Annotated in this window: 21 protein-coding genes and 1 pseudogene; 17 read left to right on the top strand and 5 right to left on the bottom strand. The window is 60.9% G+C overall.

The window, feature by feature from the left end:
• The first annotated feature begins 39 nt into the window (after positions 1 to 39).
• The 5 genes from gshA to tauD all read left to right on the top strand — a co-directional run bounded on the left by gshA (position 40) and on the right by tauD (position 5,335).
• On the top strand, positions 40 to 1,623 hold the full coding sequence (gene gshA, locus ACLD1Y_RS20235) for a glutamate--cysteine ligase (protein WP_429479594.1): 1,584 nt from the start codon (positions 40 to 42) through the stop codon (positions 1,621 to 1,623).
• A 263-nt stretch (positions 1,624 to 1,886) separates the two neighbouring features.
• Positions 1,887 to 2,864: a taurine ABC transporter substrate-binding protein gene (gene tauA, locus ACLD1Y_RS20230; RefSeq protein ID WP_429479593.1), complete on the top strand. Its 978-nt coding sequence runs from the start codon at positions 1,887 to 1,889 to the stop codon at positions 2,862 to 2,864.
• A 16-nt stretch (positions 2,865 to 2,880) separates the two neighbouring features.
• Complete coding sequence (gene tauB / locus ACLD1Y_RS20225) at positions 2,881 to 3,660, top strand: taurine ABC transporter ATP-binding subunit (RefSeq protein WP_135291148.1); 780 nt, start codon at positions 2,881 to 2,883, stop codon at positions 3,658 to 3,660.
• Positions 3,657 to 4,484 carry a taurine ABC transporter permease TauC gene (gene tauC / locus ACLD1Y_RS20220; protein ID WP_429479592.1) on the top strand — a complete coding sequence of 276 codons (828 nt, stop codon included), beginning with the start codon at positions 3,657 to 3,659 and terminating at the stop codon, positions 4,482 to 4,484. The genes tauB and tauC overlap by 4 nt, the downstream gene beginning before the upstream one ends.
• A 14-nt stretch (positions 4,485 to 4,498) precedes the next feature.
• Complete coding sequence (gene tauD, locus ACLD1Y_RS20215) at positions 4,499 to 5,335, top strand: taurine dioxygenase (RefSeq protein WP_429479591.1); 837 nt, start codon at positions 4,499 to 4,501, stop codon at positions 5,333 to 5,335.
• Between the two features lie 126 nt (positions 5,336 to 5,461).
• Here the strand turns inward: tauD and mgrA are convergent, their stop codons facing one another.
• From mgrA to epsC, 4 genes are all read right to left on the bottom strand, one after another.
• A complete protein-coding gene (gene mgrA, locus ACLD1Y_RS20210) occupies positions 5,462 to 6,499 on the bottom strand; it encodes an L-glyceraldehyde 3-phosphate reductase (protein ID WP_049710594.1) in 1,038 nt (345 codons plus the stop codon).
• Between the two features lie 108 nt (positions 6,500 to 6,607).
• Positions 6,608 to 7,936, bottom strand: coding sequence for an OprD family outer membrane porin (locus tag ACLD1Y_RS20205; RefSeq protein WP_429479643.1), 1,329 nt, complete (start codon positions 7,934 to 7,936; stop codon positions 6,608 to 6,610).
• Positions 7,937 to 8,205: 269 nt separating this feature from the next.
• Positions 8,206 to 10,167 carry a choline transporter BetT gene (gene betT / locus ACLD1Y_RS20200; RefSeq protein WP_429479642.1) on the bottom strand — a complete coding sequence of 654 codons (1,962 nt, stop codon included), beginning with the start codon at positions 10,165 to 10,167 and terminating at the stop codon, positions 8,206 to 8,208.
• Between the two features lie 406 nt (positions 10,168 to 10,573).
• Positions 10,574 to 11,500, bottom strand: a complete 927-nt coding sequence (gene epsC / locus ACLD1Y_RS20195; RefSeq protein ID WP_429479590.1) for a serine O-acetyltransferase EpsC — start codon at positions 11,498 to 11,500, stop codon at positions 10,574 to 10,576.
• Between the two features lie 167 nt (positions 11,501 to 11,667).
• Between epsC and ACLD1Y_RS20190 the strand changes: the two genes are divergently transcribed.
• The 12 genes and pseudogenes from ACLD1Y_RS20190 to ACLD1Y_RS20135 all read left to right on the top strand — a co-directional run bounded on the left by ACLD1Y_RS20190 (position 11,668) and on the right by ACLD1Y_RS20135 (position 23,687).
• Positions 11,668 to 12,663: a D-cysteine desulfhydrase gene (locus ACLD1Y_RS20190; protein ID WP_429479589.1), complete on the top strand. Its 996-nt coding sequence runs from the start codon at positions 11,668 to 11,670 to the stop codon at positions 12,661 to 12,663.
• A 281-nt stretch (positions 12,664 to 12,944) separates the two neighbouring features.
• Positions 12,945 to 13,745 carry a cystine ABC transporter substrate-binding protein gene (tcyJ, locus tag ACLD1Y_RS20185; protein WP_429479588.1) on the top strand — a complete coding sequence of 267 codons (801 nt, stop codon included), beginning with the start codon at positions 12,945 to 12,947 and terminating at the stop codon, positions 13,743 to 13,745.
• Entirely contained in the window at positions 13,745 to 14,410 is a 666-nt protein-coding gene (tcyL, locus tag ACLD1Y_RS20180) for a cystine ABC transporter permease (protein ID WP_429479587.1), read from the top strand. Before tcyJ ends, tcyL begins: the two co-directional genes overlap by 1 nt.
• Positions 14,411 to 14,413: 3 nt before the next feature.
• Positions 14,414 to 15,142 (top strand): annotated as a pseudogene (gene tcyN / locus ACLD1Y_RS20175) (L-cystine ABC transporter ATP-binding protein TcyN); the annotation flags it as partial.
• Positions 15,143 to 15,663: 521 nt separating this feature from the next.
• The gene (locus ACLD1Y_RS20170; protein WP_429479586.1) at positions 15,664 to 16,407 is read left to right on the top strand and encodes a hypothetical protein; all 744 of its coding nucleotides are present in this window, start codon (positions 15,664 to 15,666) and stop codon (positions 16,405 to 16,407) included.
• 197 nt (positions 16,408 to 16,604) lie between these two features.
• Positions 16,605 to 17,849 carry an SfnB family sulfur acquisition oxidoreductase gene (locus tag ACLD1Y_RS20165; RefSeq protein WP_429479585.1) on the top strand — a complete coding sequence of 415 codons (1,245 nt, stop codon included), beginning with the start codon at positions 16,605 to 16,607 and terminating at the stop codon, positions 17,847 to 17,849.
• A gap of 24 nt (positions 17,850 to 17,873) precedes the next feature.
• Positions 17,874 to 19,067 (top strand): SfnB family sulfur acquisition oxidoreductase, encoded by a 1,194-nt coding sequence (locus ACLD1Y_RS20160; RefSeq protein ID WP_429479584.1) that lies wholly within the window; start codon positions 17,874 to 17,876, stop codon positions 19,065 to 19,067.
• A complete protein-coding gene (locus ACLD1Y_RS20155; RefSeq protein ID WP_429479583.1) occupies positions 19,067 to 20,419 on the top strand; it encodes an LLM class flavin-dependent oxidoreductase in 1,353 nt (450 codons plus the stop codon). The genes ACLD1Y_RS20160 and ACLD1Y_RS20155 overlap by 1 nt, the downstream gene beginning before the upstream one ends.
• Before the next feature lie 56 nt (positions 20,420 to 20,475).
• Positions 20,476 to 21,291 (top strand): MetQ/NlpA family ABC transporter substrate-binding protein, encoded by an 816-nt coding sequence (locus ACLD1Y_RS20150; RefSeq protein WP_429479582.1) that lies wholly within the window; start codon positions 20,476 to 20,478, stop codon positions 21,289 to 21,291.
• Positions 21,288 to 22,403: a methionine ABC transporter ATP-binding protein gene (locus ACLD1Y_RS20145; protein WP_429479581.1), complete on the top strand. Its 1,116-nt coding sequence runs from the start codon at positions 21,288 to 21,290 to the stop codon at positions 22,401 to 22,403. The genes ACLD1Y_RS20150 and ACLD1Y_RS20145 overlap by 4 nt, the downstream gene beginning before the upstream one ends.
• Positions 22,393 to 23,037, top strand: coding sequence for a methionine ABC transporter permease (locus ACLD1Y_RS20140; RefSeq protein WP_017736886.1), 645 nt, complete (start codon positions 22,393 to 22,395; stop codon positions 23,035 to 23,037). The genes ACLD1Y_RS20145 and ACLD1Y_RS20140 overlap by 11 nt, the downstream gene beginning before the upstream one ends.
• Positions 23,038 to 23,060: 23 nt before the next feature.
• Positions 23,061 to 23,687: a class I SAM-dependent methyltransferase gene (locus ACLD1Y_RS20135; protein ID WP_429479580.1), complete on the top strand. Its 627-nt coding sequence runs from the start codon at positions 23,061 to 23,063 to the stop codon at positions 23,685 to 23,687.
• 117 nt (positions 23,688 to 23,804) lie between these two features.
• Here ACLD1Y_RS20135 and ACLD1Y_RS20130 read toward each other — a convergent pair whose 3' ends face one another.
• A complete protein-coding gene (locus tag ACLD1Y_RS20130; RefSeq protein WP_429479579.1) occupies positions 23,805 to 25,985 on the bottom strand; it encodes a glycoside hydrolase in 2,181 nt (726 codons plus the stop codon).
• Positions 25,986 to 26,171: the final 186 nt, after the last annotated feature.

The raw sequence follows: 26,171 nt of genomic DNA, 5'->3' as shown, positions 1-26,171 counted from the left end.
CCCCCATATTGGGGCGACTGACGCGTGAAGGAATCCAACTTGAGCGAACTTCTCAACCGCCGCCTGGCTCTGCTCGGCAAGCGCGAACACCTCTCCCTGCTAGAGCAGTGCTTGCACGGCATCGAGCGTGAATGCCTACGCGTCACAGGTGAGGGCCGCCTGGCGCAAACGCCGCACCCTGAAGCCCTGGGCGCCGCGTTGACCCATGAACAGATCACCACCGACTACTCGGAATCGCTGCTGGAGTTCATCACCCCGGCCCTGCCCAACCCGGCCGATACCCTGGAAAGCCTCGACAAGATCCATCGTTTCGCCTACAGCAAGCTCGGCAGCGAGTACCTGTGGAGCCCCTCGATGCCGTGCCCGTTGCCGGCCGAGGAAGATATTCCGATTGCCTACTACGGCACCTCCAATATCGGCCAGCTCAAGTACGTGTACCGCAAGGGCCTGGCCCTGCGTTACGGCAAGACCATGCAGTGCATCGCCGGCATCCACTACAATTTTTCCCTGCCGGAACAGTTGTGGCCGTTGCTTAAGGAGACCGAAGGGTTCGTCGGCACTGACCGCGACTTCCAGTCCAATGCCTATATCGCGCTGATCCGTAATTTCCGTCGCTACAGCTGGTTGCTGATGTACCTGTTCGGTGCTTCGCCGGCCCTGGACGCGGGTTTCCTGCGCGGTCGCTCACACCAGTTGGAAGTGTTGGACGCCGACACCCTGTACCTGCCGTACGCCACCAGCCTGCGCATGAGCGACCTGGGTTACCAGAGCAACGCCCAGGCTGGCCTGACGCCGTGCTACAACGACCTGGCCAGCTACACCGACAGCCTGCGCGAAGCGGTTGCAACGCCCTACGCGCCTTACGTCGAGATCGGCACCCACAAGGACGGTGAGTGGGTACAGCTCAACACCAACATCCTGCAGATCGAAAACGAGTACTACTCCAACATCCGCCCCAAGCGCGTGACCTACACCGGCGAGCGGCCGATCCAGGCGTTGGTGGCCCGTGGCATCCAGTACATCGAAGTACGCTGCCTGGACATCAACCCGTTCCTGCCGATGGGTATCGACCTGCAAGAGTCGCGCTTCCTCGACGCGTTCCTGTTGTATTGCGCACTGAACGACAGCCCGCTGTTCGCCAACAACACGTGTGGCAACGCTACGTCCAACTTCCTCAGCGTGGTCAAGGAAGGTCGCCGTCCGGGCCTGCAATTGCAGCGCGATGGCCAGCCTGTGGACATGAAGGAATGGGCCGCCGAGTTGCTGGAGAAGATCGCACCGCTGGCTGCCCTGCTTGATGAGAGCCACGGCATCAGTGAACACAGCCAGGCGCTGGACGCGCAACTGGCGAAGGTCAAGGATTCGTCCCTGACCCCGTCGGCCCAGGTGTTGGCGGCGATGGCCGAGCGCAAGGAGAGCTTTGCGCAGTTCTCCCTGCACCAGAGCCAGGTGCATGCTGAGCATTTCCGCAAGGAACCGCTGCCGGCAGAAGAGCAGGCACGCTTTGAGGAGTTGGCGCGTAAGTCGCTGGCACAGCAGGCGGAGCTGGAGCAGAACGAAGTGGGCGATTTTGATGTGTTTGTGGGCTCGTACCAGGCGAGCATTCTCGCCATCAGCAACTAAAGCAGAACTCGGCTTCCTCTGTGGAGCCTGGATTCTGTGGGAGCTGGCTTGCCTGCGATGGCGGTGTATCAGTTAGCATCTGAGCTACTGACCCACCGCCATCGCAGGCAACCCAGCTCCCACATTTATTTGTGCCAGCCGGAAGATCTGGCTCCACGCTTCTCCTCATAAGCTAATTCGAAAATGTTATTTATTTTCGAGTTCTTAGATCATTTAGTCTCCTCACACGCCGACCCTCGGCCGCCTGATTGAGGAGCTTCCCCTTGAAACTATTGACCCCTCTGCGCCTCTTGGCTGCATTGTCCCTGGCTGGTGCCAGCCTGTTTGCCCAGGCGGCGGATGTGACCATCGCTTACCAGACCACCGTGGACCCGGCCAAAGTCGCCCAGGCCGACGGCGCGTACGAAAAAGCCACCAACGCCAAGATCAACTGGCGCAAATTCGACAATGGCGCCGATATCATCGCCGCCATCGCCTCCGGCGACGTGCAGATTGGCTACCTCGGTTCCAGTCCGCTGACTGCTGCCATCACCCGCAAAGTACCGGTGGAAACCTTCCTCGTAGCCACCCAGATCGGCGGTGCCGAAGCCTTGGTGGCACGCAACGGTTCGGGGATCAACAGCCCCCAGGACCTGATTGGCAAAAAAGTCGCCGTGCCGTTCGTGTCCACCGGCCACTACAGCCTGCTGGCTGCGCTTAAGCACTGGAACATCGACCCGTCCAAAGTCACCGTCCTCAACCTCGCGCCTCCGGCAATCATCGCCGCCTGGAAACGCGGCGATATCGACGCCACCTACGTATGGGACCCCGCCCTGGGCGTGGCCAAGGAAAACGGCAAGGTGCTGATCACCTCCGGCGAACTGGCCAAGTTTGGCGCACCCACTTTCGATGCCTGGATCGTGCGTAAGGATTTTGCCGAGAAGCACCCGGAAATCGTCACGGCCTTCGCCAAGGTCACCCTGGATGCCTACGCCGCCTACCGCAAAGACCCACAAGCCTGGATCGCCGACAAAGGCAACGTCGACAAGCTGGTGAAGCTGTCCGGCGCCAAGGCCGCTGATATCCCATTGCTGCTGCAAGGCAACGTCTACCCGCTGGCCGCCGACCAAGTGACCCTGCTGGGCGCACCGACCACCAAGGCCGTAACCGATACCGCGGCGTTCCTCAAGGAACAAGGCAAGGTCGACGCCGTACTGCCGGACTACGCCCCATACGTCAGCGCCAAGTTCATTACCAACTGATCAGGAGTTCATCGCGATGGCCTTGCTACAACTGGAGCGCATCAGCGCACAGTACCCAGGCGCCACACAACCGGTACTGTCTGACATCTCAATCGACCTGGGGCCCCAGCAATTGCTGGTGGCCCTCGGCCCGTCCGGCAGTGGCAAGACTTCGCTGTTGAACCTGATCGCCGGCTTTGTCGAACCCTCCTCCGGGCGCATCACCCTTGATGGCGTGCCGGTCAAAGGCCCCAGCGCCGAGCGCGGCGTGGTGTTCCAGGACGACGCCCTGCTGCCCTGGCAGGACGTGCTGGCCAACGTCGGCTTTGGCCTGGAACTGGCCGGCGTGCCCAAGGCGCAACGTGAAGTGCGCGCCCGGGAGATGCTCGCGCTGGTGGACCTGGCCGGTTTCGACAGCCGTCGTATCTGGCAACTCTCCGGTGGCCAGAAACAACGCGTCGGCCTGGCCCGTGCCTTGGCCGCTGACCCGCGCGTGCTGCTGATGGACGAACCCTTCGGCGCCCTCGATGCCTTCACCCGCGAGCAGATGCAGGAGCTGTTGCTGCAAGTCTGGCGGCGCACAGCCAAGCCGGTGTTCCTGATTACCCACGACATCGAAGAGGCGGTATTCCTCGCCACTGATTTGATCCTGCTGGCGCCCAACCCAGGGCAAATCGTCGAACGCCTGAGCCTGGACTTCGGTCAGCGTTACGCCGCCGGTGAATCGGCGCGGGCGATCAAGTCCGACCCGCGCTTTATCGAAACCCGCGAACACGTGCTGGGCAAGGTGTTCTCCCAACGGCAGGTGTCCGCATGAGCAGCTATGAACTCGCCGCCAAGCCGGTGGTGCACCCGGTTATCCCGGTGCGCCGCAGCTTGAGCACACGCTGGATCAGCGTATTGACCCTGGCCGCATTGTTGACGCTTTGGTGGGCCGTGACCGCCACCGGTTTGATCGAACCGCTGTTCCTGCCACCGCCGTCCGCCGTGCTGCAAAAAGGCTGGCTGCTGGTGACCAGTGGCTATATGGACTCCACCCTGTGGCAACACTTGGCCGCCAGCCTCAGCCGCATCGGCCTGGGCCTGGGTTTTGCCGTGCTGACCGCCGTACCGGTAGGCATCGCCATCGGTTCCAACCGTATTGCCCGTGGCGTGCTCGACCCGCTGATCGAGTTCTACCGGCCGATCCCGCCACTGGCCTATCTGCCGTTGATCGTGATCTGGTGCGGCATTGGCGAGCTGTCCAAGGTGCTGCTGATTTACCTGGCGATCTTTGCGCCCATCGCCATCGCCACCGCGACCGGCGTGCGCACCGTCGACCCGGCCAAGTTGCGTGCGGCGCAATCATTGGGGGCCACCCGCGCCCAACTGATCCGCCATGTGATCCTGCCGAGCGCCTTGCCCGACATCCTCACCGGCGTGCGCATCGGCCTGGGTGTGGGCTGGTCCACCCTGGTCGCCGCCGAGTTGATCGCGGCCACCAGTGGCCTGGGCTTTATGGTGCAGTCGGCGGCGCAGTTTCTGGTCACCGATGTGGTGGTACTGGGCATCCTGGTCATCGCCCTGATCGCCTTCGCCATGGAAATGGGCCTGCGCGCCCTGCAGCGTAAATTAGTGCCGTGGCATGGCCAGGCACATTGAGTGATGAGAACCGCATGAGCAGCCTGACCGTTACCCCAATCAGCACCGCCCTGGGCGCCCAGATCAGTGGCGTCGATATCACCCAACCGCTGAACATTGAACAGCGCGACGCCATCGAACAGGCGTTGCTCACCCACTCGGTGCTGTTCTTTCGCGGCCAAGCCATAAACCCGCAGCAACAAGCGCGGTTCGCGGCGAATTTCGGCGACCTGCACATTCACCCGATCTACCCCAACGTGCCGGAACAGCCCGAAGTGCTAATCCTCGACACCGCCGTCACCGACGTGCGCGACAACGCCGTGTGGCACACCGACGTGACCTTCCTGCCCACCCCGGCACTCGGCGCGGTACTCAGCGCCAAGCTGCTGCCGGCGTTTGGTGGCGACACGTTGTGGGCCAGTGGGATCGCCGCGTATGAAGCGCTGTCGGCGCCGTTGAAGCGGTTGCTCGACGGGTTGACCGCTACCCACGACTTCACCAAATCCTTCCCGCTGGAGCGCTTTGGCAACACCGCCGAAGACTTTGCGCGCTGGGAAGAAACCCGCAAGAAAAACCCACCGTTGTCCCACCCGGTGGTGCGTACGCACCCGGTGAGCGGGCGCAAGTCGCTGTTCGTCAGTGATGGGTTTACCACCAAAATCAACGAACTGGAGCCGGCGGAAAGCGAGGCGATTTTGAAGCTGTTGTTCGCCCACGCGACACGGCCAGAGTTCACCATCCGCTGGCGCTGGCAGGAAAACGACGTAGCGTTCTGGGACAACCGCGTGACCCAGCACTACGCGGTGGATGACTACCGGCCGCAGCGGCGGGTGATGCACCGGGCGACAATCTTGGGCGATGTGCCGTTCTAAGCCACACTGAAGAACAAATGTGGGAGCGGGCTTGCTCGCGAATGCGGTGGGTCAGTCAACAGATTCAGCGACTGATTCACCGCATTCGCGAGCAAGCCCGCTCCTACATTGACCGCGTACTGCCTTTTATTCAGCGGTGGAGGGCTTTTCCCATAGATTGATCCCGCCTTCCTGGGCAAACCGGTCGATCTCCGCCAGCTCCTCAGCACTGAAGCTCAAGTTCTTCAACGCACCCACGTTCTCGATGATCTGCTCCGGCCGGCTCGCACCAATCAGCGCGCTGGTCACCCGTGGGTCGCGCAACGTCCAAGCCAGCGCCAGTTGCGCCAAACTCTGGCCACGACGCTGGGCGATTTCATTGAGCGCACGCACGTGAGCAATGTTCTCTTCGGACAAGTGCTTGGCCTGTAGCGAACCACCGCCCGGACGGTTCACCCGCGCATCCGCAGGCACCCCGTTGAGGTACTTGTCGGTCAACAAACCCTGGGCCAATGGCGTGAACGCAATCACCCCGGCACCGAGTTCTTCGGTGGTGTCCAGCAAGTCTTTTTCCACCCAGCGGTTAAGCAGGTTGTAGGCCGGTTGGTGGATCAGCAGCGGCACTTTCCACTCTTTGAGCAGGGCGGCGATTTCGCGGGTTTTTACCCCGGAGTAGGACGAGATACCGATGTACAACGCCTTGCCTTGTTGCACGGCAGTGGCGAGGGCGCTGGCGGTTTCTTCCAGTGGGGTGTCGGCGTCAAAGCGGTGGGAGTAGAAGATATCCACGTAGTCGACGCCCAGGCGTTGCAGGCTCTGGTCCAGGCTGGCCAATACGTATTTGCGCGATCCGCCGCCCTGGCCGTAAGGGCCGGGCCACATGTCCCAACCGGCCTTGCTGGAGATGATCAATTCATCGCGGTAATGCTTGAAGTCTTCGCGCAGCAAACGGCCGAAATTGATCTCGGCGCTGCCGTACGGCGGGCCGTAGTTGTTGGCCAGGTCGAAGTGGTTGATACCCAGGTCGAACGCCGTGCGCAACAGGGCGCGCTGGGTGTCGATCGGGGTGCTGTCGCCAAAGTTGTGCCACAGGCCGAGGGACAGTGCAGGCAGCACCAATCCACTGCGGCCTACGCGGCGATACGGGATAGATTCATAGCGGTTTTCGGCAGCAATGTACGTCATCGAATCCTCTCTGGGCTTGGGGTTAATAAGGCCTGGGAATAAGGTTATTCCCAGGCCTTTTAACCCGCTGAATCGCTTAAGTCTGCCCTTTCGTTTTACAGCAATTGCCTACCAGAGTGGAACGACATAGCTGACATAAAAGCGGTTTTCATCCTGCACAGTGGCGCCGGAAATATCCGGGCTGGCGTGGGCGTTTTTCCAGGTCACACCCAGGCCTTTGAGGGTGCCTGTTGGCACTTGATACGCCACCGCAACGTTACGCTCCCATTCGCTGGTATTGCCCTGTGCAGTGCGGATGTCGTCGCCATGGGCATAGGCGGCGGAGAATGTCACACCGGTGAGGCCGAGCTTGCCCAAATCATATTTGTACTGCGCCAACCAGGTGCGCTCGCCGGCGTGCTGGAATTTGTTCAACTGCATGTTGGTCAGTGCCGGGGTGTCAGCGCCCGAGCCTGGGCCTTGGCGGTTATCACCGCTGTTGAGGCCGGAGTCGAGGTAAGGGAAGTCGCTGTCGCCGCTGTTTTTCTGGATACCCAGGCCGACGGTATGGCCGTCCAGGCTGTAGCTCTCAAGCAGGCTGGCGGTGGTTTGGTTGATACGGCCCTTGTTAACGCCGTCTTCGTAGAGACCACTGGCGGCATAGTCTTTGTCGCCATCGGCGTTGCCGCCCACGCCGAGGCTACGGAATACGCGGATATCGGTGTCGATCGCGCCCACCGATAACGCGTCATGGCGCTTGGCGCCGAGGAAGAACTGCTGGTAGTAATCCTCAAGGTTGGAATACCACAGGCTGACGGTGGTGTTCTGGATGCCGGTGTAGTCGGCGCCGCCGAACAGGAAGCGGTCGCTCTCCTTGGTACCGCCGGCGGTGATCATGCCCTGGTCGCCGGTCTCGTTGCGGATCTTGGTCTTGAGGATATCGCCACCGGTGAAGGTGAAATCACTCAGATCCTTGGACACCAACTGCACACCGGTATTGGTCTGCTGGTACAAGCGGCCGTCGGTGTTGGCGAGGATCGGGTTGTTGCCGTAGAGGGTGCCGACGCGCAGTTCATCCTTGGCAAAACGCATCTTGAACGTAGGGCTGAGCACACCGAACTGGTCGGCGGATTTGCCGTTGTCCAATGGGAACATGCTGCCGGGGTAGCGGCCTTGGTGATCCTTGTCGTTGAGGTCGCCGCCGGAGTCCAGTTTCAAGCCGTAGAACGCTTGAAGATCAAGGCCGAAACCCACCGGCCCCTCGGTGTAGCCCGACTTGAAGTTGAACTCGAAACCCTGGCCCCAATCGCGAATGCTGTGAGCCTTGGCGTTGCTGTTCACCACATCACGCCCCTGCTGGTTCAGATAACGGTTGAGCAGGGTCACATCGGCGTGGCTGTCATCGATAAAGTCGGCGTGGGCGGACAGCATAAAGCTCGCCATGGCGGCACCCACCATGGGGCTTAATAACATCTTCATTGTTACCGGTCTCCGTCACTGTTCTGAAATGAAAGCGTCAAACGCTTCACACAATTACGCAGTGGACAGATGACAGTTACGCTTCAAAACCGGGTTTTGACGGATGAAATTAAATTTAAGAAAGCCCCGTAGAACGGGGCTTTGCGAGGTTTTATGTGGGAGCGGGCTTGCTCGCGAAAGCGGTGTACCAGTCACACACGCACCGACTGACAAGACGCCTTCGCGAGCAAGCCCGCTCCCACAAAAAGCTAGCGCACCAAGTGCAAGAACTGCAGATGTCGCTCGTACTGGTCAAGGATGTCGTTGATGATCTGCTCCTTGGTGTATCCCACCAAATCGTAGTCCTGGCTGCCCTCGGCCAAGTGCACTTCCGCCCGGTAGTAGCGACGGTTGTTGAGCTCCTTGGACCCCATGCCGCCACGGGCAAACGACGGCGTGAAGTAACCGCGCATCTGCACCTGGTAGATGAACGGATGTTCCTCACCATGGCCGATTTCCAGGCTGACACTGTCGTTGGACGGATCAGGCTGGGTCATCACATTCAGGCCTTTCTCGACAAACACCGCGGTCACTTCTTCGATGGCCGGGCGCACCGTGGATTCGAGGAAGCGGTACACCTCGTCCCGCGACGGGAAGTGCACGGCCTGGCTCAGACGTTGGCGCCATCCACCACGACCTCTGCGCGACGCCGACACCGGCGCCAGCGAATGCAACTGCGCAATCTGCTTTTGCGACTCCAGGTAGAACGCCTTGTGCAGCCCCCACATCATCAGCAACAGGATCATCGAGAACGGCAGCGACGTCAGCACCACGGCAGACTTCAGCGAGTCGATGCTACCGGCGAACAACAGCGCACTGGTAACCAGGCCGGTCATCACACCCCAGAACACCCGCAACCATTTCGGCCCGTCTTCGTCGGCGTTACCGCCCTTGGACGACAGGGTCGACAGCACCACGGTGCCGGAGTCGGCCGAGGTGACGAAGAACACGAAGCTGATGAACACCGTGACCGCAATGACGGTCTTGGCCCATGGATAGGTTTCCAGCAACAGGTAGAGGCTCATCGACGGGTTATCGATGGCCGACTGACCGAGCGCCGCCATACCGTGGTTGAGCACCTGGTCGATGGCGCTGTTGCCGAAGATCGACATCCACGCCAGGGTGAAACCCAGCGGGATCAACAGCACGCCGAATACGAATTCGCGGATGGTACGGCCACGGGAAATCCGCGCAATAAACAGGCCCACGAACGGCGACCATGCGATCCACCAGGCCCAGTAAAACACCGTCCAACCGCCCAGCCAGTCGCTGGGTTTGTCGTAGGCGTACACGTCGAAACTCTTGGTGGGCAAGGCGCCGAGGTAATCGCCGAGGTTCTGGATCAGGGTGTTGAGCAGGTGCTGGGTGGGCCCGGCGAACAACACAAACAGCAGCAGCGCGCAGGCCAGCAGCATGTTGATGTCGGACATCACCCGCACGCCCTTGTCGACACCGGCCACCGCGACGATGATCGCGGCGCCCATCATCAGGGTGATCAAGCCGACCTGAATCCACTGGGTATGGGCAATGCCGAACAGGTAATCCAACCCGGAGTTGAGATGCAGCACGCCAAAGCCCATATCGGCGCCAAGGCCGAACACCGTGGCGATGATGCCGAAGCCATCCACTGCATAACCGATGGGGCCATTGATGCGCTTGCCGATCAGCGGGTACAACGCCGAACGCAGCGCCAGCGGCAGGTTATGCCGGTAGGCGAAATACGCCAGCGCCATGCCGACAAACGCGAACACGCCCCAGCCATGCAGGCCCCAGTGCAGAAACAGAATCTGCATGGCCTGGCGTGCGGCGTCGGCGTTCATCGGAGCGCCCTGTGGCGGCTGCACCAAGTGGGTCAACGGCTCGGAGACGCAGAAGAAAAACAGCGTGATGCTGATACCGGCGGCGAACAACATGCCGGCCCAGGACAGGTAACTGAATTCGGGCTCGTCGTGGTCGGCACCGAGTTTTATCTTGCCGTAGCCCGATAACGCGGTGACCACCACGAAGACCAGATACAGGGTCATCGCCAGCATGTAGTACCAGCCGACCGTATTGGCCGCCCAGTTTTGCGCGGCCAGCAGCCAGGCACCGGCCTGTTGCGGGATAGCGATAACAATGACACCGAACAGCAAAATGAACGTTGCAGCGAAGTAGAAGACCGGCGCATTCATGCGCACCAGCCCGCTGGGTGGGGTGGACGATGCACTCATGAACGATGCACCCCGAGGGTTGGGAATGTGGCTGTAAAAAACGGACTCAGCAAAGGTAAGCCTCCTGTTGTGAGCGGGCAGCGAACCACCGGGTTTAACTTGAACGAGTGTTCAAGTTAAACATGGATAGGCGGTTTTGGACTAATCGCAGGGCTGAGTGGTAGGTAATTCCTACACTAGCTCAAGGAAGGGTATGACGGATGGGGATGGCAAATCGTTCAGCGATTACGCTGGCAAAAAGTGGAACGCGGTAAAAAATGTGGGAGCGGGCTTGCTCGCGAATGCGGTGGTTCAGCCAACTGATTCAGTGACTGACACACCGCATTCGCGAGCAAGCCCGCTCCCACAGGGTATTTGTGTAGGCTCGTTATTTTTGCGTGCCATCGTCATGTTGCAAATTGGCCTGGGTAATATTCGCCCCTGCCGGCACGCTGCGCGTCAGCCACACATTGCCGCCAATGGTCGAGCCCTGGCCGATGGTGATGCGCCCCAGAATCGTCGCCCCGGCATAGATCACCACATCGTCCTCGACAATCGGGTGACGCGGATGGCCCTTCTGCAACTGCCCGTCTTCATCCGCCGGGAAGCGCTTGGCGCCCAGGGTCACCGCCTGGTAGATGCGCACGCGCTCGCCGATGATCGCGGTTTCGCCGATCACCACACCGGTCCCATGGTCGATAAAAAAGCTCGGACCGATCTGCGCGCCGGGGTGGATATCGATTCCAGTGGCCGAGTGGGCAATTTCCGCACTGATGCGCGCCAGCAGCGGCAGCCCGGCACGATAAAGATGGTGCGCCAGACGATGGTGAATCACCGCCAGAATGCCGGGGTAGCACAGCAGCACTTCATCCACGCTGCGGGCGGCCGGGTCGCCGTGGTAGGCGGCGAGCACGTCGGTGTCCAGCAAGCTGCGCAGCGATGGCAGGGCCAGGGCGAAATCCTGGATCAGGCGGATGGCCAGGGCATCGACTTCGCTGTCGTCCTTGGCGCCCTGGCGGGCGGCGTAGCGCAGTTCCAGGCGGGCCTGGGCGAGCAAGGCGTTCAGCGCTACGTCCAGGGTATGGCCGACGTAGAAGTCTTCACTTTCCTCACGCAGATCCACCGGCCCCAGCCGCATCGGGAACAAGGCGCCGCACAGCGCTTCGAGGATCTGCGCCACCGCCTCGCGGGACGGCAATTCACGGCCGCCATGCTCGCCACTCAAGCGGCCATTGCGCGTTCGCCACTGGTCCCGCGCGCCGCGCAGTTGGCTGACGATGGTCTGTAATTGCCAATGGCTGGAACGCTCACTCACGGTTTTCACTCCTGACGAAATGCCCATCACTTTACGGTATGCACCCTCGCCGCCCTTAAGAACCAATGGTGCGATGCTAAGAACCATCGGGCATAACGCGATTGGCGGTTGCCCGATGAAAAGTGCCTGCCTATAGTCGCCCCATCACTTAGCAACTGTGCGTAGCCATGATCAAACAACAGCTCGACCGCTTTAACCGTCTGGAACTGCTGGGCGGCGCCACCGCCCTGGAAAAACTTGAACGGCTGTCGGCCTGGTTGGGCAGGGATATCTACGTCAAGCGCGACGACACCACCCCCCTGGCGATGGGCGGCAACAAGCTGCGCAAACTCGAATACCTGGCGGCGGATGCCATCGCACAAGGCGCCGACACCCTGGTGACCGCCGGCGCGATCCAGTCCAACCATGTACGCCAGACCGCCGCCATCGCCGCCAAGCTCGGCCTGGGCTGCGTCGCCCTGCTGGAAAACCCCACCGGCACCGAAGACCCCAACTACCTGAACAACGGCAATCGTCTGTTGCTGGACTTGTTCGACGCCAAGGTGGAATTGGTGGAAAACCTCGACAACGTTGATGACCAACTCAACGCCCTCGCCGACCGCCTGCGCAGCAATGGCAAGAAGCCCTACCTCGTCCCCATCGGCGGTTCCAACGCTCTCGGCGCCCTGGGTTACGTGCGAGCTGGCCTGGAGCTGGCCGCACAGATCGAAGACAGCGGGATTGAGTTTGCGGCCGTCGTGTTGGCGTCCGGCAGCGCCGGGACGCACAGTGGCTTGGCGTTGGCCTTGAGCGAAGTGCTGCCGAATTTGCCGGTGATTGGCGTCACGGTCTCGCGCACCGATGAAGCCCAACGCCCGAAAGTGCAGGGTTTGGCCGAGCGCACCGCCGAGTTGCTGGGTGTGGATATACCCGAGGCCTTCAAGGTGATCCTGTGGGACGAATACTTCGGCCCCCGTTATGGCGAGCCGAACGCCGGCACCCTCTCTGCGATCAAGCTGGTCGCCAGCCAGGAAGGCCTGCTGCTGGACCCGGTCTACACTGGCAAGGCCATGGCCGGGTTGCTCGATGGCATCGGGCGCCAGCGGTTTGAGGATGGCCCGATTATTTTCCTGCATACCGGCGGGGCGCCGGCGTTGTTTGCTTATGGCGCCGCCTTCAGCTGAAGGAACAGGGATCAAAATGTGGGAGCGGGCTTGCTCGCGAAGACGGAGTGTCAGTCACCAGATGTATTGACTGATCCACCGCTTTCGCGAGCAAGCCCGCTCCCACATTAGAATTTCGGCATATTCAATAAAAGAATATCAAATTAGATTTATATTATTTTCAAGTCTTAAAAACCCGCTTTATCATCGCGCCGTAGGCGAAGACGCGCTACGCGCTTTAAGGCAGGATACGACTACCGCGTCACCTGCTTCGCACAACACAAAAAACACAGGGGCTCTTCATGACTATTTCTGCATTCCGTCGCACGTTGTTGGTTGGCACTTTGGGCCTGGCACTCGGCGCTGGCCTGATCGGCCAAGCCGTTGCTGGTGAACAGCTGGACAACATCAAGAAAGCGGGCGTTATCAACGTCGGCCTGGAAGGCACCTACCCACCGTTCAGCTTTGTCGGTGAAGACGGCAAACTCGCAGGCTTCGAAGTCGAATTTTCCGAAGCGCTGGCCAAAGAACTGGGCGTTAAGGTCAAGCTGCAAGCCACCAAGTGGGACGGCATCCTTGCTGCACTGGAATCCAAGCGCCTGGACGCTGTGATCAACCAGGTCACGATCTCCGAGGAGCGCAAGAAGAAGTACGACTTCTCCGAGCCCTACACCGTTTCCGGAATCCAGGCACTGGTCCTGAAAAAGAACGAAGACAAACTCAATATCAAGTCTGCCGCTGATCTGGCCGGTAAGAAGGTCGGTGTAGGTCTGGGTACCAACTACGAAGAGTGGGTCAAGGCCAACGTCAAGACTGCTGATGTTCGCACCTACGAAGACGACCCAACCAAGTTCCAGGACCTGCGAATCGGTCGTATCGATGCCATCCTGATCGACCGTTTAGCCGCCCTGGAGTATGCCAAGAAAGCCCCGGACACCGCCGCCGCAGGCGACGCGTTTTCCCGTCAGGAGGCAGGCGTAGCGCTGCGTAAAGGCGAGCCTGAACTACTGGATGCCGTCAACAAAGCCATCGAAAAACTGCGAGCAGACGGCACGTTGAAAAAACTGTCCGAAAAGTATTTCAACGCTGACGTTACCCAATAATGGAAGCAAAGCTTCAATTGATCCTGAACTCCACGCCCTTCCTGATGCAGGGCGTGTACTTCACTGTCGTCTTGAGCCTGGGCGGGATGTTTTTCGGCTTTTTGCTGGGCTTCGGCCTGGCCCTCATGCGTTTATCGCGCTTCAAGGTGCTGAACTGGACAGCCCGTGTCTATGTGTCGTTCTTCCGAGGTACGCCGTTGTTGGTGCAGCTGTTCATGATGTACTACGGCTTACCTCAAGTAGGCATCGAACTGGACCCGATTCCCGCAGCGCTGATAGGCCTCTCGCTGAACATGGCCGCGTACATCTGCGAAACCCTGCGCGCTGCCATCAGTTCCATCGAGCGTGGCCAGTGGGAAGCAGCGGCCAGTATCGGCATGACCCGTGTACAGACATTGCGTCGGGCTATCCTGCCGCAGGCGATGCGCACAGCCTTGCCGCCGCTGGGTAACAGCTTCACCTCGCTGGTCAAAGACACCTCGCTGGCCGCCACCATCCAAGTGCCCGAGTTGCTGCGTCAGGCACAGTTGGTTTCGGCACGCACCTTCGAAATTTTCGCCATGTACCTGTCGGCCGCGCTGATCTACTGGGTTCTGGTCAGCATTCTTGCGCATGTGCAGAACAAGCTTGAAGACCGGGTCAACCGGCATGACCTGGAGTCTTGACCCATGATCGTGGTTGAAAAACTGACCAAACAATTCAAGGGCCAGGTGGTACTCAACGGCATCGACCTTGAGGTCAAGGAAGGCGAAGTCATCGCCATCATCGGCCCCAGCGGTTCCGGCAAGACCACCTTTCTGCGCTGCCTGAATTTTCTCGAACAACCCACCAGTGGCCGCATCAAGGTGGGTGACATCGAGATCGACACCAGCAAGCCGATCAACCAGCAAACCAGCCTGGTACGGCGCCTGCGCCAGCATGTGGGCTTTGTGTTCCAGAGCTTCAACTTGTTCCCCCACCGCACCGCGCTGGAAAACGTCATCGAAGGCCCGACCGTGGTCAAGAAGATGCCACGCGAGGCCGCCGTCGAATTGGGCCGCAAGCTGCTGGCACGCGTTGGACTGGCGGGCAAGGAGGATTCATACCCACGGCGCCTTTCAGGCGGCCAGCAGCAGCGCGTGGCGATTGCCCGTGCGCTGGCCATGGAGCCGGAGGTGATTCTGTTCGACGAACCCACCTCGGCCCTGGACCCGGAACTGGTGGGTGAAGTGCTGGCGACCATCCGCAGCCTGGCTGAAGAAAACCGCACCATGGTAATCGTCACCCACGAAATGAGCTTTGCCCGGGATGTGGCCAACCGGGTGATCTTCTTCGACAAGGGCGTGATCGTAGAGCAAGGCGAAGCCAAGGCGTTGTTTGCCAACCCCAAGGAAGAGCGCACCAAGCAGTTCCTGAGCNAAGGTGAAGAGGAGGCCACTGACTTTATCTTTGCGGTGTTGATCGAGTACCACCAGTGGGCCACCGACACCGATGATGAAGCGAGCGCGCTGGCGTGGATTGAATCGGCGCAGTTCCAGGCTGATTACGTAGCGGCCTCCCAAGCGCTGGCCAACCAAGAAGACTGACCCAAAACCAAATGTGGGAGCGGGCTTGCTCGCGAATGCGGTGTATCAGCCAACTGATTCAGTGACTGACACTCCGCATTCGCGAGCAAGCCCGCTCCCACATTTTTAACTGCATTCCAACCGGTAAAACACCCCGCCACGCCTGTCCAGAAATCCCCCTCCCCGTCAGACGCTTCTGAATCTTCGCCAACCCGCCGTTTAGCCTTTTGCCGCCATTGACGCTCCTTGGCCAACCCTCTTATCTAGCGCCCAGAGGATTGGATCCTATCCCGGCTACTCACTGAATCGTTCTTTTCGGCCCCCGCTATCCGAGGCCGGAACGATCGCTGCTGGCTGCATCAAGGAGATTACATATGACGCTCACCCTGCTCACCGCCCCGACGCTGCCCCAGGCCCTTCGCAATGGCATCAACGCCTTGGCTGCCACCCAATTGCAGGTCGATATCGCGCCCTATCCCGGCATGGATGAAGGTGACCTGATCGAACTGTTCTGGAATAACTGCTTCGCCGCCTCACGACGAGTAACCGCGTGCAAGGTGGGCACACTCACCCACCTGCGGGTGCCGGAAAGTTTCGTGCTCGACGGCGCAGCCCAAGTGCATTACCAGATCATGCAGGTCGGCCATGCACCTGCGCGTTCACTGGTGACCAGGGTGCGCGTAAAGACCAATTACCCAGGGGGCCAGCCCTTGCCCCTGCACAGCGATGAAAACCAGAACCTCGCCCCCGTAGGCCTGCCAGACACCATTCGCCGCTACGGCGTCAATGCCAGCCAAGTGCGGCGCGGTATCCCGCTGACCATCGAGCCCTACTTGAACATGGCCACAGGCGACGCCATCACCCTGCGCTGGGGCGATGTGCGCCTGGACCTGCCAAAGATCCAGGCCAAGGATGTGGGCGTGGCGGTACAGGTATGGGTGCCCTCTGCACTGATCATCGAAGCGGGTGACGACAGCCGCCTGGACGTCACCTACTGCATCCTCGACCGCGTGGGCAACAATTCACGCTGGGCGCCGACGCGCACGTTACGCATTGCTGCCGTAGCGCCAGCCCGGCCGGCCGGGACGGCGCTGATCTACCAGCCTCGAGCCCTGTGAACCTGGGTAACAGACCTTCTATGCTTATTCCAAAAAGCACGTTTATTTAAATATTTAACGCGCTTAAGGTATAAAAACCGGACCACCGGACATCTCTGATTTTTCTGTTTTTATTTCATTGAATGCGAGGTCGGTATGGTCAGAATTACCCCGGTGCATAACGCCAGGGCATTACGTGCAGCCAAGGAGCGGCGCTGATGTCTAACTTGGCTCAAACACCCCCCCAGAGTGATCTGGATGATGTAGCCCCGCTGTTGTTGCCGGCCACTGTGCTGCGCAACGACGCCGAGGCGCTGAACGCCGCCCACGAGCTGGCCCAGGCTGCCCGCCTGCAAGCCGCCAAGCGCGACCAGCAACGCAAGCTGCCCTGGGCGCTGATCGAACAGTTCACCCGCAGCGGTTTGGGCAGCATTTCCATTCCCCGCGAATACGGTGGCCCGCAGGTGTCTTTCGTGACCCTGGCCGAGGTGTTCTCGATCATCAGCGCAGCCGACCCGGCCCTGGGCCAGATCCCGCAGAACCACTTCGGCATCCTGCACCTATTGCAGGGCGCAGCCACCGAGCGTCAGAAAGAGCAGCTGTTCCAGAGCGTCCTCGACGGCTGGCGCATCGGCAACGGAGGCCCGGAACGCGGCACCAAGAACACCCTGGAACTCAAGGCGCGCATCACCGCCGACGCTGACGGTTATGTCATCAGCGGCCAGAAGTTCTACTCCACTGGTGCGCTGTTCGCCCACTGGGTCGCGGTCAAGGCGCTGAACGATGACGGCAAGCAGGTCATGGCCTTTGTGCGCCGTGGCAGCGAAGGGCTGCGCATCGTCGATGACTGGTCCGGCTTTGGCCAACGCACCACCGCCAGCGGTACGGTGCTGCTGGACCAGGTGCCCGTGGATGCAGAGCTGGTGGTCGAAAACTGGCGCATTGGCCAAACCCCGAATATCCAAGGCGCCGTCTCGCAACTGATCCAGGCGGCCATCGACGCCGGCATTGCCCGCGGCGCCCTCGACGACACCATCGCCTTCGTCCGCGAGCGTTCGCGCCCATGGGTCGATGCCAAGGTCGAACGGGCCAGCGATGACCTGTACGTGATCGCCGATATCGGCAAATTGAAGATCGAGCTGCACGCTGCCGAAGCCCTGCTGCGCAAAGCCGGCCAAGTGCTCGACCAGGTCAGCGCCGCACCGATCACCGCGCAGTCCGCCGCCCGCGCTTCGATTGCCGTGGCCGAGGCGAAAGTGCTGACCACCGAAGTGTCGCTGCTGGTCAGCGAGAAGCTCTTCGAACTGGCCGGCAGCCGCGCCACCCTCGCCGAGTTCAACCTCGACCGTCACTGGCGCAACGCCCGGGTGCACACCCTGCACGACCCGGTGCGCTGGAAGTATCACGCCATCGGCGCTTATCGGCTCAACGGCACTCTGCCTGCCCGCCATTCCTGGATTTAACCGACCAGACCTCTGGAGAAACCTATGACCCTTTCTCACCACGTCGCGGTTATTACCAGCGACGAACAAGCCCTTATTGTCGCCAGCGACCTGGCCGAAGACTTCCGCCGCGACAGCGCCCTACGCGACCGCGAACGACGCCTGCCCTTGCCTGAACTGGACGTGTTTTCCCGCTCCGGCCTATGGGGCATCAGCGTGCCGAAGGAATATGGCGGCGCGGGTGTGTCCAACGTCACCCTGGCCAAGGTCATCGCACTGATTGCCCAGGCGGATGCCTCCCTGGGCCAGATCCCGCAAAACCATTTCTATGCACTGGAAGTGCTGCGCGTAAACGGCAGCCCGGCCCAGCAAAAACGCCTGTACGCCGAAGTCTTGGCCGGCCAGCGCTTTGGCAATGCCCTGGCGGAACTGGGCACCAAGACCGCCCACGACCGCGTAACCTCCATCACCCGTGACGGCGACGGTTTGCGAATTACCGGCCGCAAGTTCTACTCCACCGGCGCGATTTACGCCCAGCGCATCCCTACGTCCGTGGTGGATGAACACGGCGTGCAACAACTGGCATTTGTGCAACGGGGCAGCCAGGGCCTGGCGGTGATCGACGACTGGAGCGGCTTTGGCCAGCGCACCACCGGCAGCGGTTCGGTGGTGTTCGACAACGTGTGGGTTAGCGCACAAGACGTGATCCCGTTCCAGAGCGCCTTCGAACGCCCGACCACCGTCGGCCCGTTGGCGCAGATCCTCCACGCCGCCATCGACACCGGCATCGCCCGTGCGGCCTTTGAAGATGCGCTGCACTTTGTGCGCACCAAGACTCGCCCGTGGATCGATTCGGGCAACGACAAGGCCACCGAAGACCCGCTGACCTTGAAAAGCTTCGGCCACCTGAGCATCCGCCTGCACGCCGCCGAGGCGCTGCTGGAACGCGCAGGTGAGTTTCTCGACCGTGCCCAGGCCGACAGCAACGCCGACACCGTTGCCGCCGCCTCAATTGCGGTGGCCGAAGTGCGCGCCCTGAGCACCGAGATTTCCCTGGCTGCCGGCAGCACCCTGTTTGAACTGGCCGGCAGCCAGGCGACCCTGGCCGAGCATGGCCTGGACCGCCACTGGCGCAACGCCCGCGTGCACACCCTGCACGACCCGGTGCGCTGGAAGTACCACGCCGTGGGCAATTACTACCTCAACGATGAAAACCCGCCGCTGCGGGGGACTATCTGATGGCCAAGAAAAAAATCCTGCTCAATGCCTTCAACATGAACTGCATCGGGCACATCAACCACGGCATGTGGACCCACCCTCGGGACACCTCCACCCAATACAAGACCATCGAGTATTGGACCGAGTTGGCGCAGATCCTGGAGCGCGGGCTGTTCGACGGCTTGTTCATCGCCGATATCGTCGGCGTTTACGACGTGTACCAGAACTCCATTGATGTACCGCTCAAAGAGTCGATCCAGCTGCCGGTCAACGACCCGTTGCTGTTGGTCTCGGCGATGGCGGCCGTGACCAAGAACCTCGGCTTCGGCCTCACCGCCAACCTCACCTACGAACCGCCATATCTGTTCGCGCGACGCATGTCCACGCTGGATCACCTGAGTCGTGGCCGGGTGGGTTGGAACATCGTCACCGGCTACCTCGACAGTGCCGCCAAGGCCATGGGCCTCACCGAGCAGGTCGAACACGACCGCCGTTACGACCAGGCCGATGAGTACCTGCAAGTGCTCTACAAACTCTGGGAAGGCAGCTGGGAAGACGACGCCGTGCGCAACGACCCGCAGGCGCGGGTGTATGCGCAACCGGGCAAGGTGCACAAAGTTGAGCACCACGGCGAGTTCTATCAGGTGGAGGGTTATCACCTGTGTGAGCCGTCGCCGCAGCGTACGCCGGTACTGTTCCAGGCCGGCAGTTCGGACCGTGGTTTGCTGTTCGCCGGGCGGCATGCCGAGTGCGTGTTTATCAGCGGGCAGAACAAGGCATCCACCAAAGTGCAAGTGGACAAGGTGCGCGCCAGCGCCGTCGAAGCCGGGCGCAACCCGGATGACATCAAGGTGTTCATGGGCCTCAACGTGATCGTGGGTGCCACCGAGGAAGCGGCCTGGGCCAAGCATGCCGAATACCTCAGCTACGCCAGCGCAGAGGCCGGGGTAGCGCATTTCTCGGCGTCTACGGCGATCGACTTTGCCCAATACGAACTGGACGAACCGATCCAGTACGTGAAGAGCAACGCGATCCAGTCGGCCACCAAGAACCTGCAGAACAACGACTGGACCCGCCGCAAGTTGCTCGAACAGCACGCCCTCGGTGGACGCTATATCACCCTCGTGGGCTCGCCTGAACAGGTGGCTGATGAGTTGGAAGCGTGGATCAGCGAGACCGGGTTGGATGGCTTCAACCTGACGCGGATTGTGACGCCGGAGAGCTACGTGGACTTTATCGATTTGGTGGTGCCGGAGCTGCAGAAGCGTGGGTCGTACAAGACTGCTTATGAGACCGGAACACTGAGAGAAAAAGTTTTCCACGGCGGCGCGCGACTCCCCGAACAGCACACCGGTTCCAGCTACCGACACTAATCAAAAATGTGGGAGCGGGCTTGCTTTCACCCATACCTTATGACTGGAAAACCACTATGAAAAAAATACTACTCGCCCACCCAGTCAAAGCACTGGCCCTGGCCCTTGGCCTGTTCAGCTCGGCGGTATTCGCCAGCGACGCAACGCTCAAAGTCGGCACCACCGCCGCCTTCGCCATCCCCCTGGAAGCCGCCGTCGCCGAAGCCGGCAAGCAAGGCTTGAAAGTCGAGCTGGTGGAATTCACCGACTGGATCGCGCCCAACGTCAGCCTCGCCGCCGGTGATATCGACGTGAACTACTTCCAGCACATCCCGTTCCTGGAAAACGCCAAGGCCGCCGCCGGGTTTGACCTGGTGCCGTACGCCCCCGGCATCATTAACAACGTCGGCCTGTACTCGAAGAAATTCAAAAGCATCAACGACCTGCCCCAAGGCGCCAGCGTGGCCATCGCCAACGACCCGATCAACAGCGGCCGCGGCCTGCAACTGCTGGCCAAGGCTGGGCTGATCACGCTCAAACCGGGCGTGGGCTACAAGGCCACCGAAGAAGACATCGTCAGCAACCCGAAGAAGATCAAGATCCTGCAAGTCGAGGCGGTGCAGTTGGTGCGCGCCTATGACGACGCCGATCTGGTGCAGGGCTACCCGGCCTATATCCGCCTGTCCAAGACCTTCAATGCCGAGTCGGCCTTGCTGTTCGATGGCCTCGACCACCCGGAATACGTGATCCAGTTCGTCACCCAGCCAAAGGGCACCAGCGACCCACGGGTGATCAAGTTCGTCGACATCTACCAGCATTCGCCCGTGGTACGCGCCGCCTTGGATAAATCCCTGGGCAAGCTCTACCAAGTCGGTTGGGAAGCTAAAAAATGACCGCCGCCCACTCTCAACTGCGCGACCTGGGCACACCGCCCAGGGACGCCGAGCAGGCAGAACTGCACCCGGACCTGAACCGCGCCCATGTGCGCTTTATCAACCTGGGCAAGAGCTACGACGGTAAGGTGCATGCCTTGCAAGGCATCGATCTGGCGATCCAGCGCGGTGAAGTGTTTGGCATTATCGGCCGCAGCGGCGCCGGTAAATCCTCGCTGATCCGCACCATCAACCGCCTGGAACAACCCAGCAGCGGGCGCGTGTTGATCGACCAGGTGGACATCGGCGACTTCGACGAAGACCACCTGGTGGCGCTGCGTCGGCGCATCGGCATGATCTTCCAGCACTTCAACCTGATGTCGGCCAAGACCGTGTGGCAGAACGTCGAGTTGCCGCTCAAAGTGGCCGGCGTGCCCAAGCCGCAGCGTGAGCAGAAGGTGCGCGAGTTGCTGGAGCTGGTGGGTTTGCAGGACAAGCACAAGGCCTACCCGGCGCAGTTGTCCGGGGGGCAAAAACAACGGGTGGGCATCGCCCGTTCGCTGGTGCACGACCCACAGATTCTGCTGTGCGACGAGGCCACCTCGGCCCTCGACCCGGAAACCACCCAGTCGATCCTCGGCCTGTTGCGCGAGATCAACAAGCGCCTGGGCCTGACCATCGTGTTGATCACCCACGAGATGGCGGTGATCCGCGAAATCTGCGACCGCGTGGTGGTGCTGGAACACGGGCGCATCGTCGAGCAAGGCCCGGTGTGGCAGGTGTTCGGCAACCCGCAGCATGAGGTCAGCAAAACCTTGCTGGCACCGCTGCAACATGGGCTGCCGGAAGAACTGCAAAACCGTTTGCAGGCCAAGCCCGTGTCAGCCGATGCAGCCGTGGTGCTGCGCTTGCAGTTCACCGGCAGCGACACCGACGAGCCGGACTTGGCGGCACTGTTCGCCGCCCTCGGTGGCCGCGTGCGTTTGCTGCAAGGCGGGGTGGAACGCATCCAGGGGCATGCGCTTGGGCAATTGTTGCTGGCGGTGAATGGTTCGCCCCACAGCGCCGAAGAATTGCGCAACCGCGCTGCAAACTGGGCACAACAGGTGGAGGTGCTGGGCTATGTGGTTTGATCGTTTATTGCAGGGCGCCATCGACACCTTGTTGATGGTCGGCGTGTCGTCGTTGATCGCTTTGCTGGTGGGGATTCCACTGGCGGTGTTTCTGGTGACCAGCGACAAGGGCGGGATCTATCAGGCACCGGCGTTGAACCGGGTGCTGGGGGCGTTCGTCAACTTGTTCCGCTCGATTCCGTTTTTGATCTTGATGGTGGCGCTGATCCCGTTCACTCGGCTGATTGTCGGCACCACTTACGGCGTGTGGGCGGCCGTCGTGCCGCTGACCATCGCCGCCACGCCGTTCTTCGCGCGGATTGCCGAGGTGAGCCTGCGGGAAGTCGATCACGGCCTGATCGAAGCCGCGCAGGCCATGGGCTGCCGGCGCTGGCACATCATCTGGCATGTGCTGTTGCCAGAAGCGCTGCCGGGGATTGTCGGCGGGTTCACCATCACCTTGGTGACGATGATCAACTCATCGGCCATGGCCGGTGCAATTGGCGCCGGTGGCTTGGGTGACATTGCCTATCGCTATGGCTATCAGCGCTTTGATACGCAGATCATGCTCACGGTGATCGTGCTGCTGGTGGTGCTGGTGGCGTTTATTCAACTGGGCGGCGACCGCTTGGCGCGAGTGCTCAATAAACGCTGATCAGTTGGGTTATATTCCCGGCCATGACTTTGAAACCCGATGACCTCGACCAGATCACCTCCACCACTCTCGGCCACTACAACACAGTGGCCGAGGACTTTCGTGCGGGCACCCGCGACCACGATGTGAGCCAGAACATCGACGCCCTCTTGCGACATATCCAGGGCACGGCGCCGTTTACCGTGCTGGATTTCGGCTGTGGACCGGGGCGGGATTTGCAGACGTTCACGCGCATGGGGCATATCGCCGTAGGCCTGGATGGCTCTGAGCGGTTTGCGCAGATGGCGCGCGAAGACAGCGGGTGTGAAGTGTTGCAGCAGGACTTCCTCAAGCTGGACCTTCCGGCGGAACGCTTCGACGGGATCTTTGCTAATGCGGGGCTGTTTCACATTCCCAAGCAGGAATTGCCGCGTGTGCTCAAGCAGTTGCATGGCGCGTTGAAGCCTGGAGGCGTGTTGTTCAGCTCCAACCCACGGGGTGAGAACCAGGAGGGTTGGAACGGGCCGAGGTATGGCTCTTATCACGACTTGGCGACGTGGCAGGCGTTGTTGAGCCAGGCGGGGTTTGTGGAGTTGGAGCATTACTACCGGCCTGCGGGGTTGCCCCGTGAGCAACAGCCTTGGTTGGCCAGCGTCTGGCGCAAGCTTTAGGGCTGTCTGGTCTGACGCCTTCGCGAGCAAGCCCGCTCCCACATTTGATCGCATTCCAAAGTTGGAACTGGGTCAAATGTGGGAGCGGGCTTGCTCGCGAAGGTCTCAAAGGCACCGCTAATCGACCTGATACACCACTGGCTCCTCACCCACCACCAACGCCGTCACACTGCGTCCGGCATACCCCTGTGTTTCCTCAGCGGAGAAATTCGCCACCAACCGCGTCCCATCCGCAAACGTGGTCTCCTGCACCCACCGATCCGCCGTCAACCACTGAAACCCAGTCATCGCCTGAGTGGCCAAGCGCTGATGCAACGGGCGGAAAAACCGGTCCTGGTGCTCGATCACCGGCAACCGCTGCTGAACCGTCGCCGCACTCAAGTGATACAGCGGCGGCACGTTGTAGAGCAGTTGGGTCAGTTCGTTCTGGGCCCGCACATTGCTCAGTTTCAGGCTGTCGAACAGCCAGTGGTGAGTGGTGATCACCGAACCATGGAACACCGCCTGGTACAGCGGCAAGCGCATGCTTGGCTCGAAATGGATCGTGCGAAACGGCTCATTCAACGGCACCGGTTTGAAGAACACCGCAGGCTGCTCCGGCGGGTACCAGTTGCCCACGTAATAGGTTGATTGCTTGTCCTGGGTCATAGCCTGGTCACCCCAGCCAATCACCGGCGTCTGCATGCCGTGGGCAAACAGAATGCCCTCGGCGGTGTTCGCGTTACCGTCTTCGGAACCGCTGGGCAGCTTCAGCGCGGTGTTCAACCAGCGCGACGCATCGATATTGCCTTCGGCGTTTTGCGCCTGGGTCATGGGAGCGCCGTCGCGGTAGCTGTCGAAAACCATGCTGGTGGCGTAGGCATCGAGGAACCAGGCGTTGAAGCCCGCCTTGGCCTGCACCGCTTGCACCCGCGCTTCCAACAAAGGCCGTACACAGCGGGGGTCGGTGTAATGGCCCGATTGCTGGAAGCCGGTTTTCAGCTTGCCGGTTTTCAACACAATCGCGCAGTTGCGATAGGCCCCGCTGCCCAGGTGAGCGGTGGTCCAGTCGGGGTTTTCAGTGGCCGACAAGGCGGTTTCATAGGAGTCATAGGGCGCCATCAGGAACCCCGCATCGACCCCGCCGCGAATCGCCTCGGGGTGCCACAGGCCACCTTCCCAGCCTTCACCAAGGGTCACCAGCAAGCGCGGAAGGTCAGCGTTGACCAGCGATTGAATCGTCTTGCTGCCCCAAGCGTCGGGGGTGTCCGTGAGCGCCCCGGCAAACGCAACGGCCAGTTCACGGCGAAGCTCGCCATAACGGGCGGCAAGCCGCGTCATATCGGGCTCGTGCACCTGCCAGCTCAGCCGGGCTTGTGTGTTGATCGCCGCGTTGAGCCCCCGTAGCAACACCGTCTGCTCGTAGCGATTAAGCATCGTGGTTTGCTTCAGCACCTGTGTGGTTTCCTTGTCCAGCAAACCCTTGAGTTCATGGGTACGCAGGCGCTCGCGCAACAACGACCAGTCCCGAACATCCCCCGGGGCCAGCAGATCATTGCCCCACAGATAGACGTGGCTGGCACCCAGCAACTTCTCGGCTTCGGGGGCTTGTCGCAGTTTGTCCGCCAGGGGCTCATAACGGCCTTGCTCCACCAACCACTGGCGATAGCGTTTGGCACCCGCCAAGAGATCGGCATCGCCCAAGTGCAGCAACAAGGTCATAGGGGCAGAGGGATCGAGCGTGGTGAATTCATGGGCCACCGACAAAGCCTGCCCTTCGTCCCAACGCAGGCGATTGTTGTAGGGGTTGGTCAGCAGCCAGCTCAAGGTAAAACGGCCGTGGTCCATGCCCCACAGCGGCAGGCTGAGGTCCTGGGTGGTGTTGATATCGCCCTGTTCCCGCAGAAACGCCTTCCACACGGCATTGTCTATGGGGACATAATGCCCTTCGGCCAACGGCCACATCAGCCCCTTGCCGATGGCGCTGGCCGGTTGTTGAAGGATCGACAGTTCGCCGGGCTCGCGCGCGCGAATGGTCAGCTTCAGGTCGCGTTGCTCAAGGGTGGCACTCACCCGAAAGGCGCCGTCATCCCATTGCCAATCGGCCTGTTGGGCGCTTTGTGAGAGTTGGCTGACAGCACGGGCTGCCACGCCGCTGGAGGCTTGCACCGGCGCTTGGCCAGTGGGTGTGGCGCGGATGGCGAGGTTGGTGGGGTCGAGTTCGACGCGCCATTGGGGGTTTTGCAGAACCGTGGTCGCATGCGCCAACGGTGAGAGGAGGACAGTGCAGATCAGAAGAATATGCCGTTGCCAGTTCATCGTGTTCGACCGGTTGGGGTGAAGGTCGAAAGGGTAAAACAGGCGATGGCCTGAAACGGGTCAATAAGACTATCAGGAGGTTTCCCACACATTTTGAGGAATGTGGAGATCCAAATGTGGGAGCGGGCTTGCTGTGGCGAGCAAGCTTGCTTGCGCTGGGGTGCGAAGCGCCCCCAAAAAAAAGCC

It is taken from the genome of Pseudomonas sp. 18175, from assembly GCF_050432925.1.
Classification (GTDB): Bacteria; Pseudomonadota; Gammaproteobacteria; order Pseudomonadales; family Pseudomonadaceae; genus Aquipseudomonas.
This window is presented reverse-complemented; position numbering and strand designations above follow the sequence as displayed.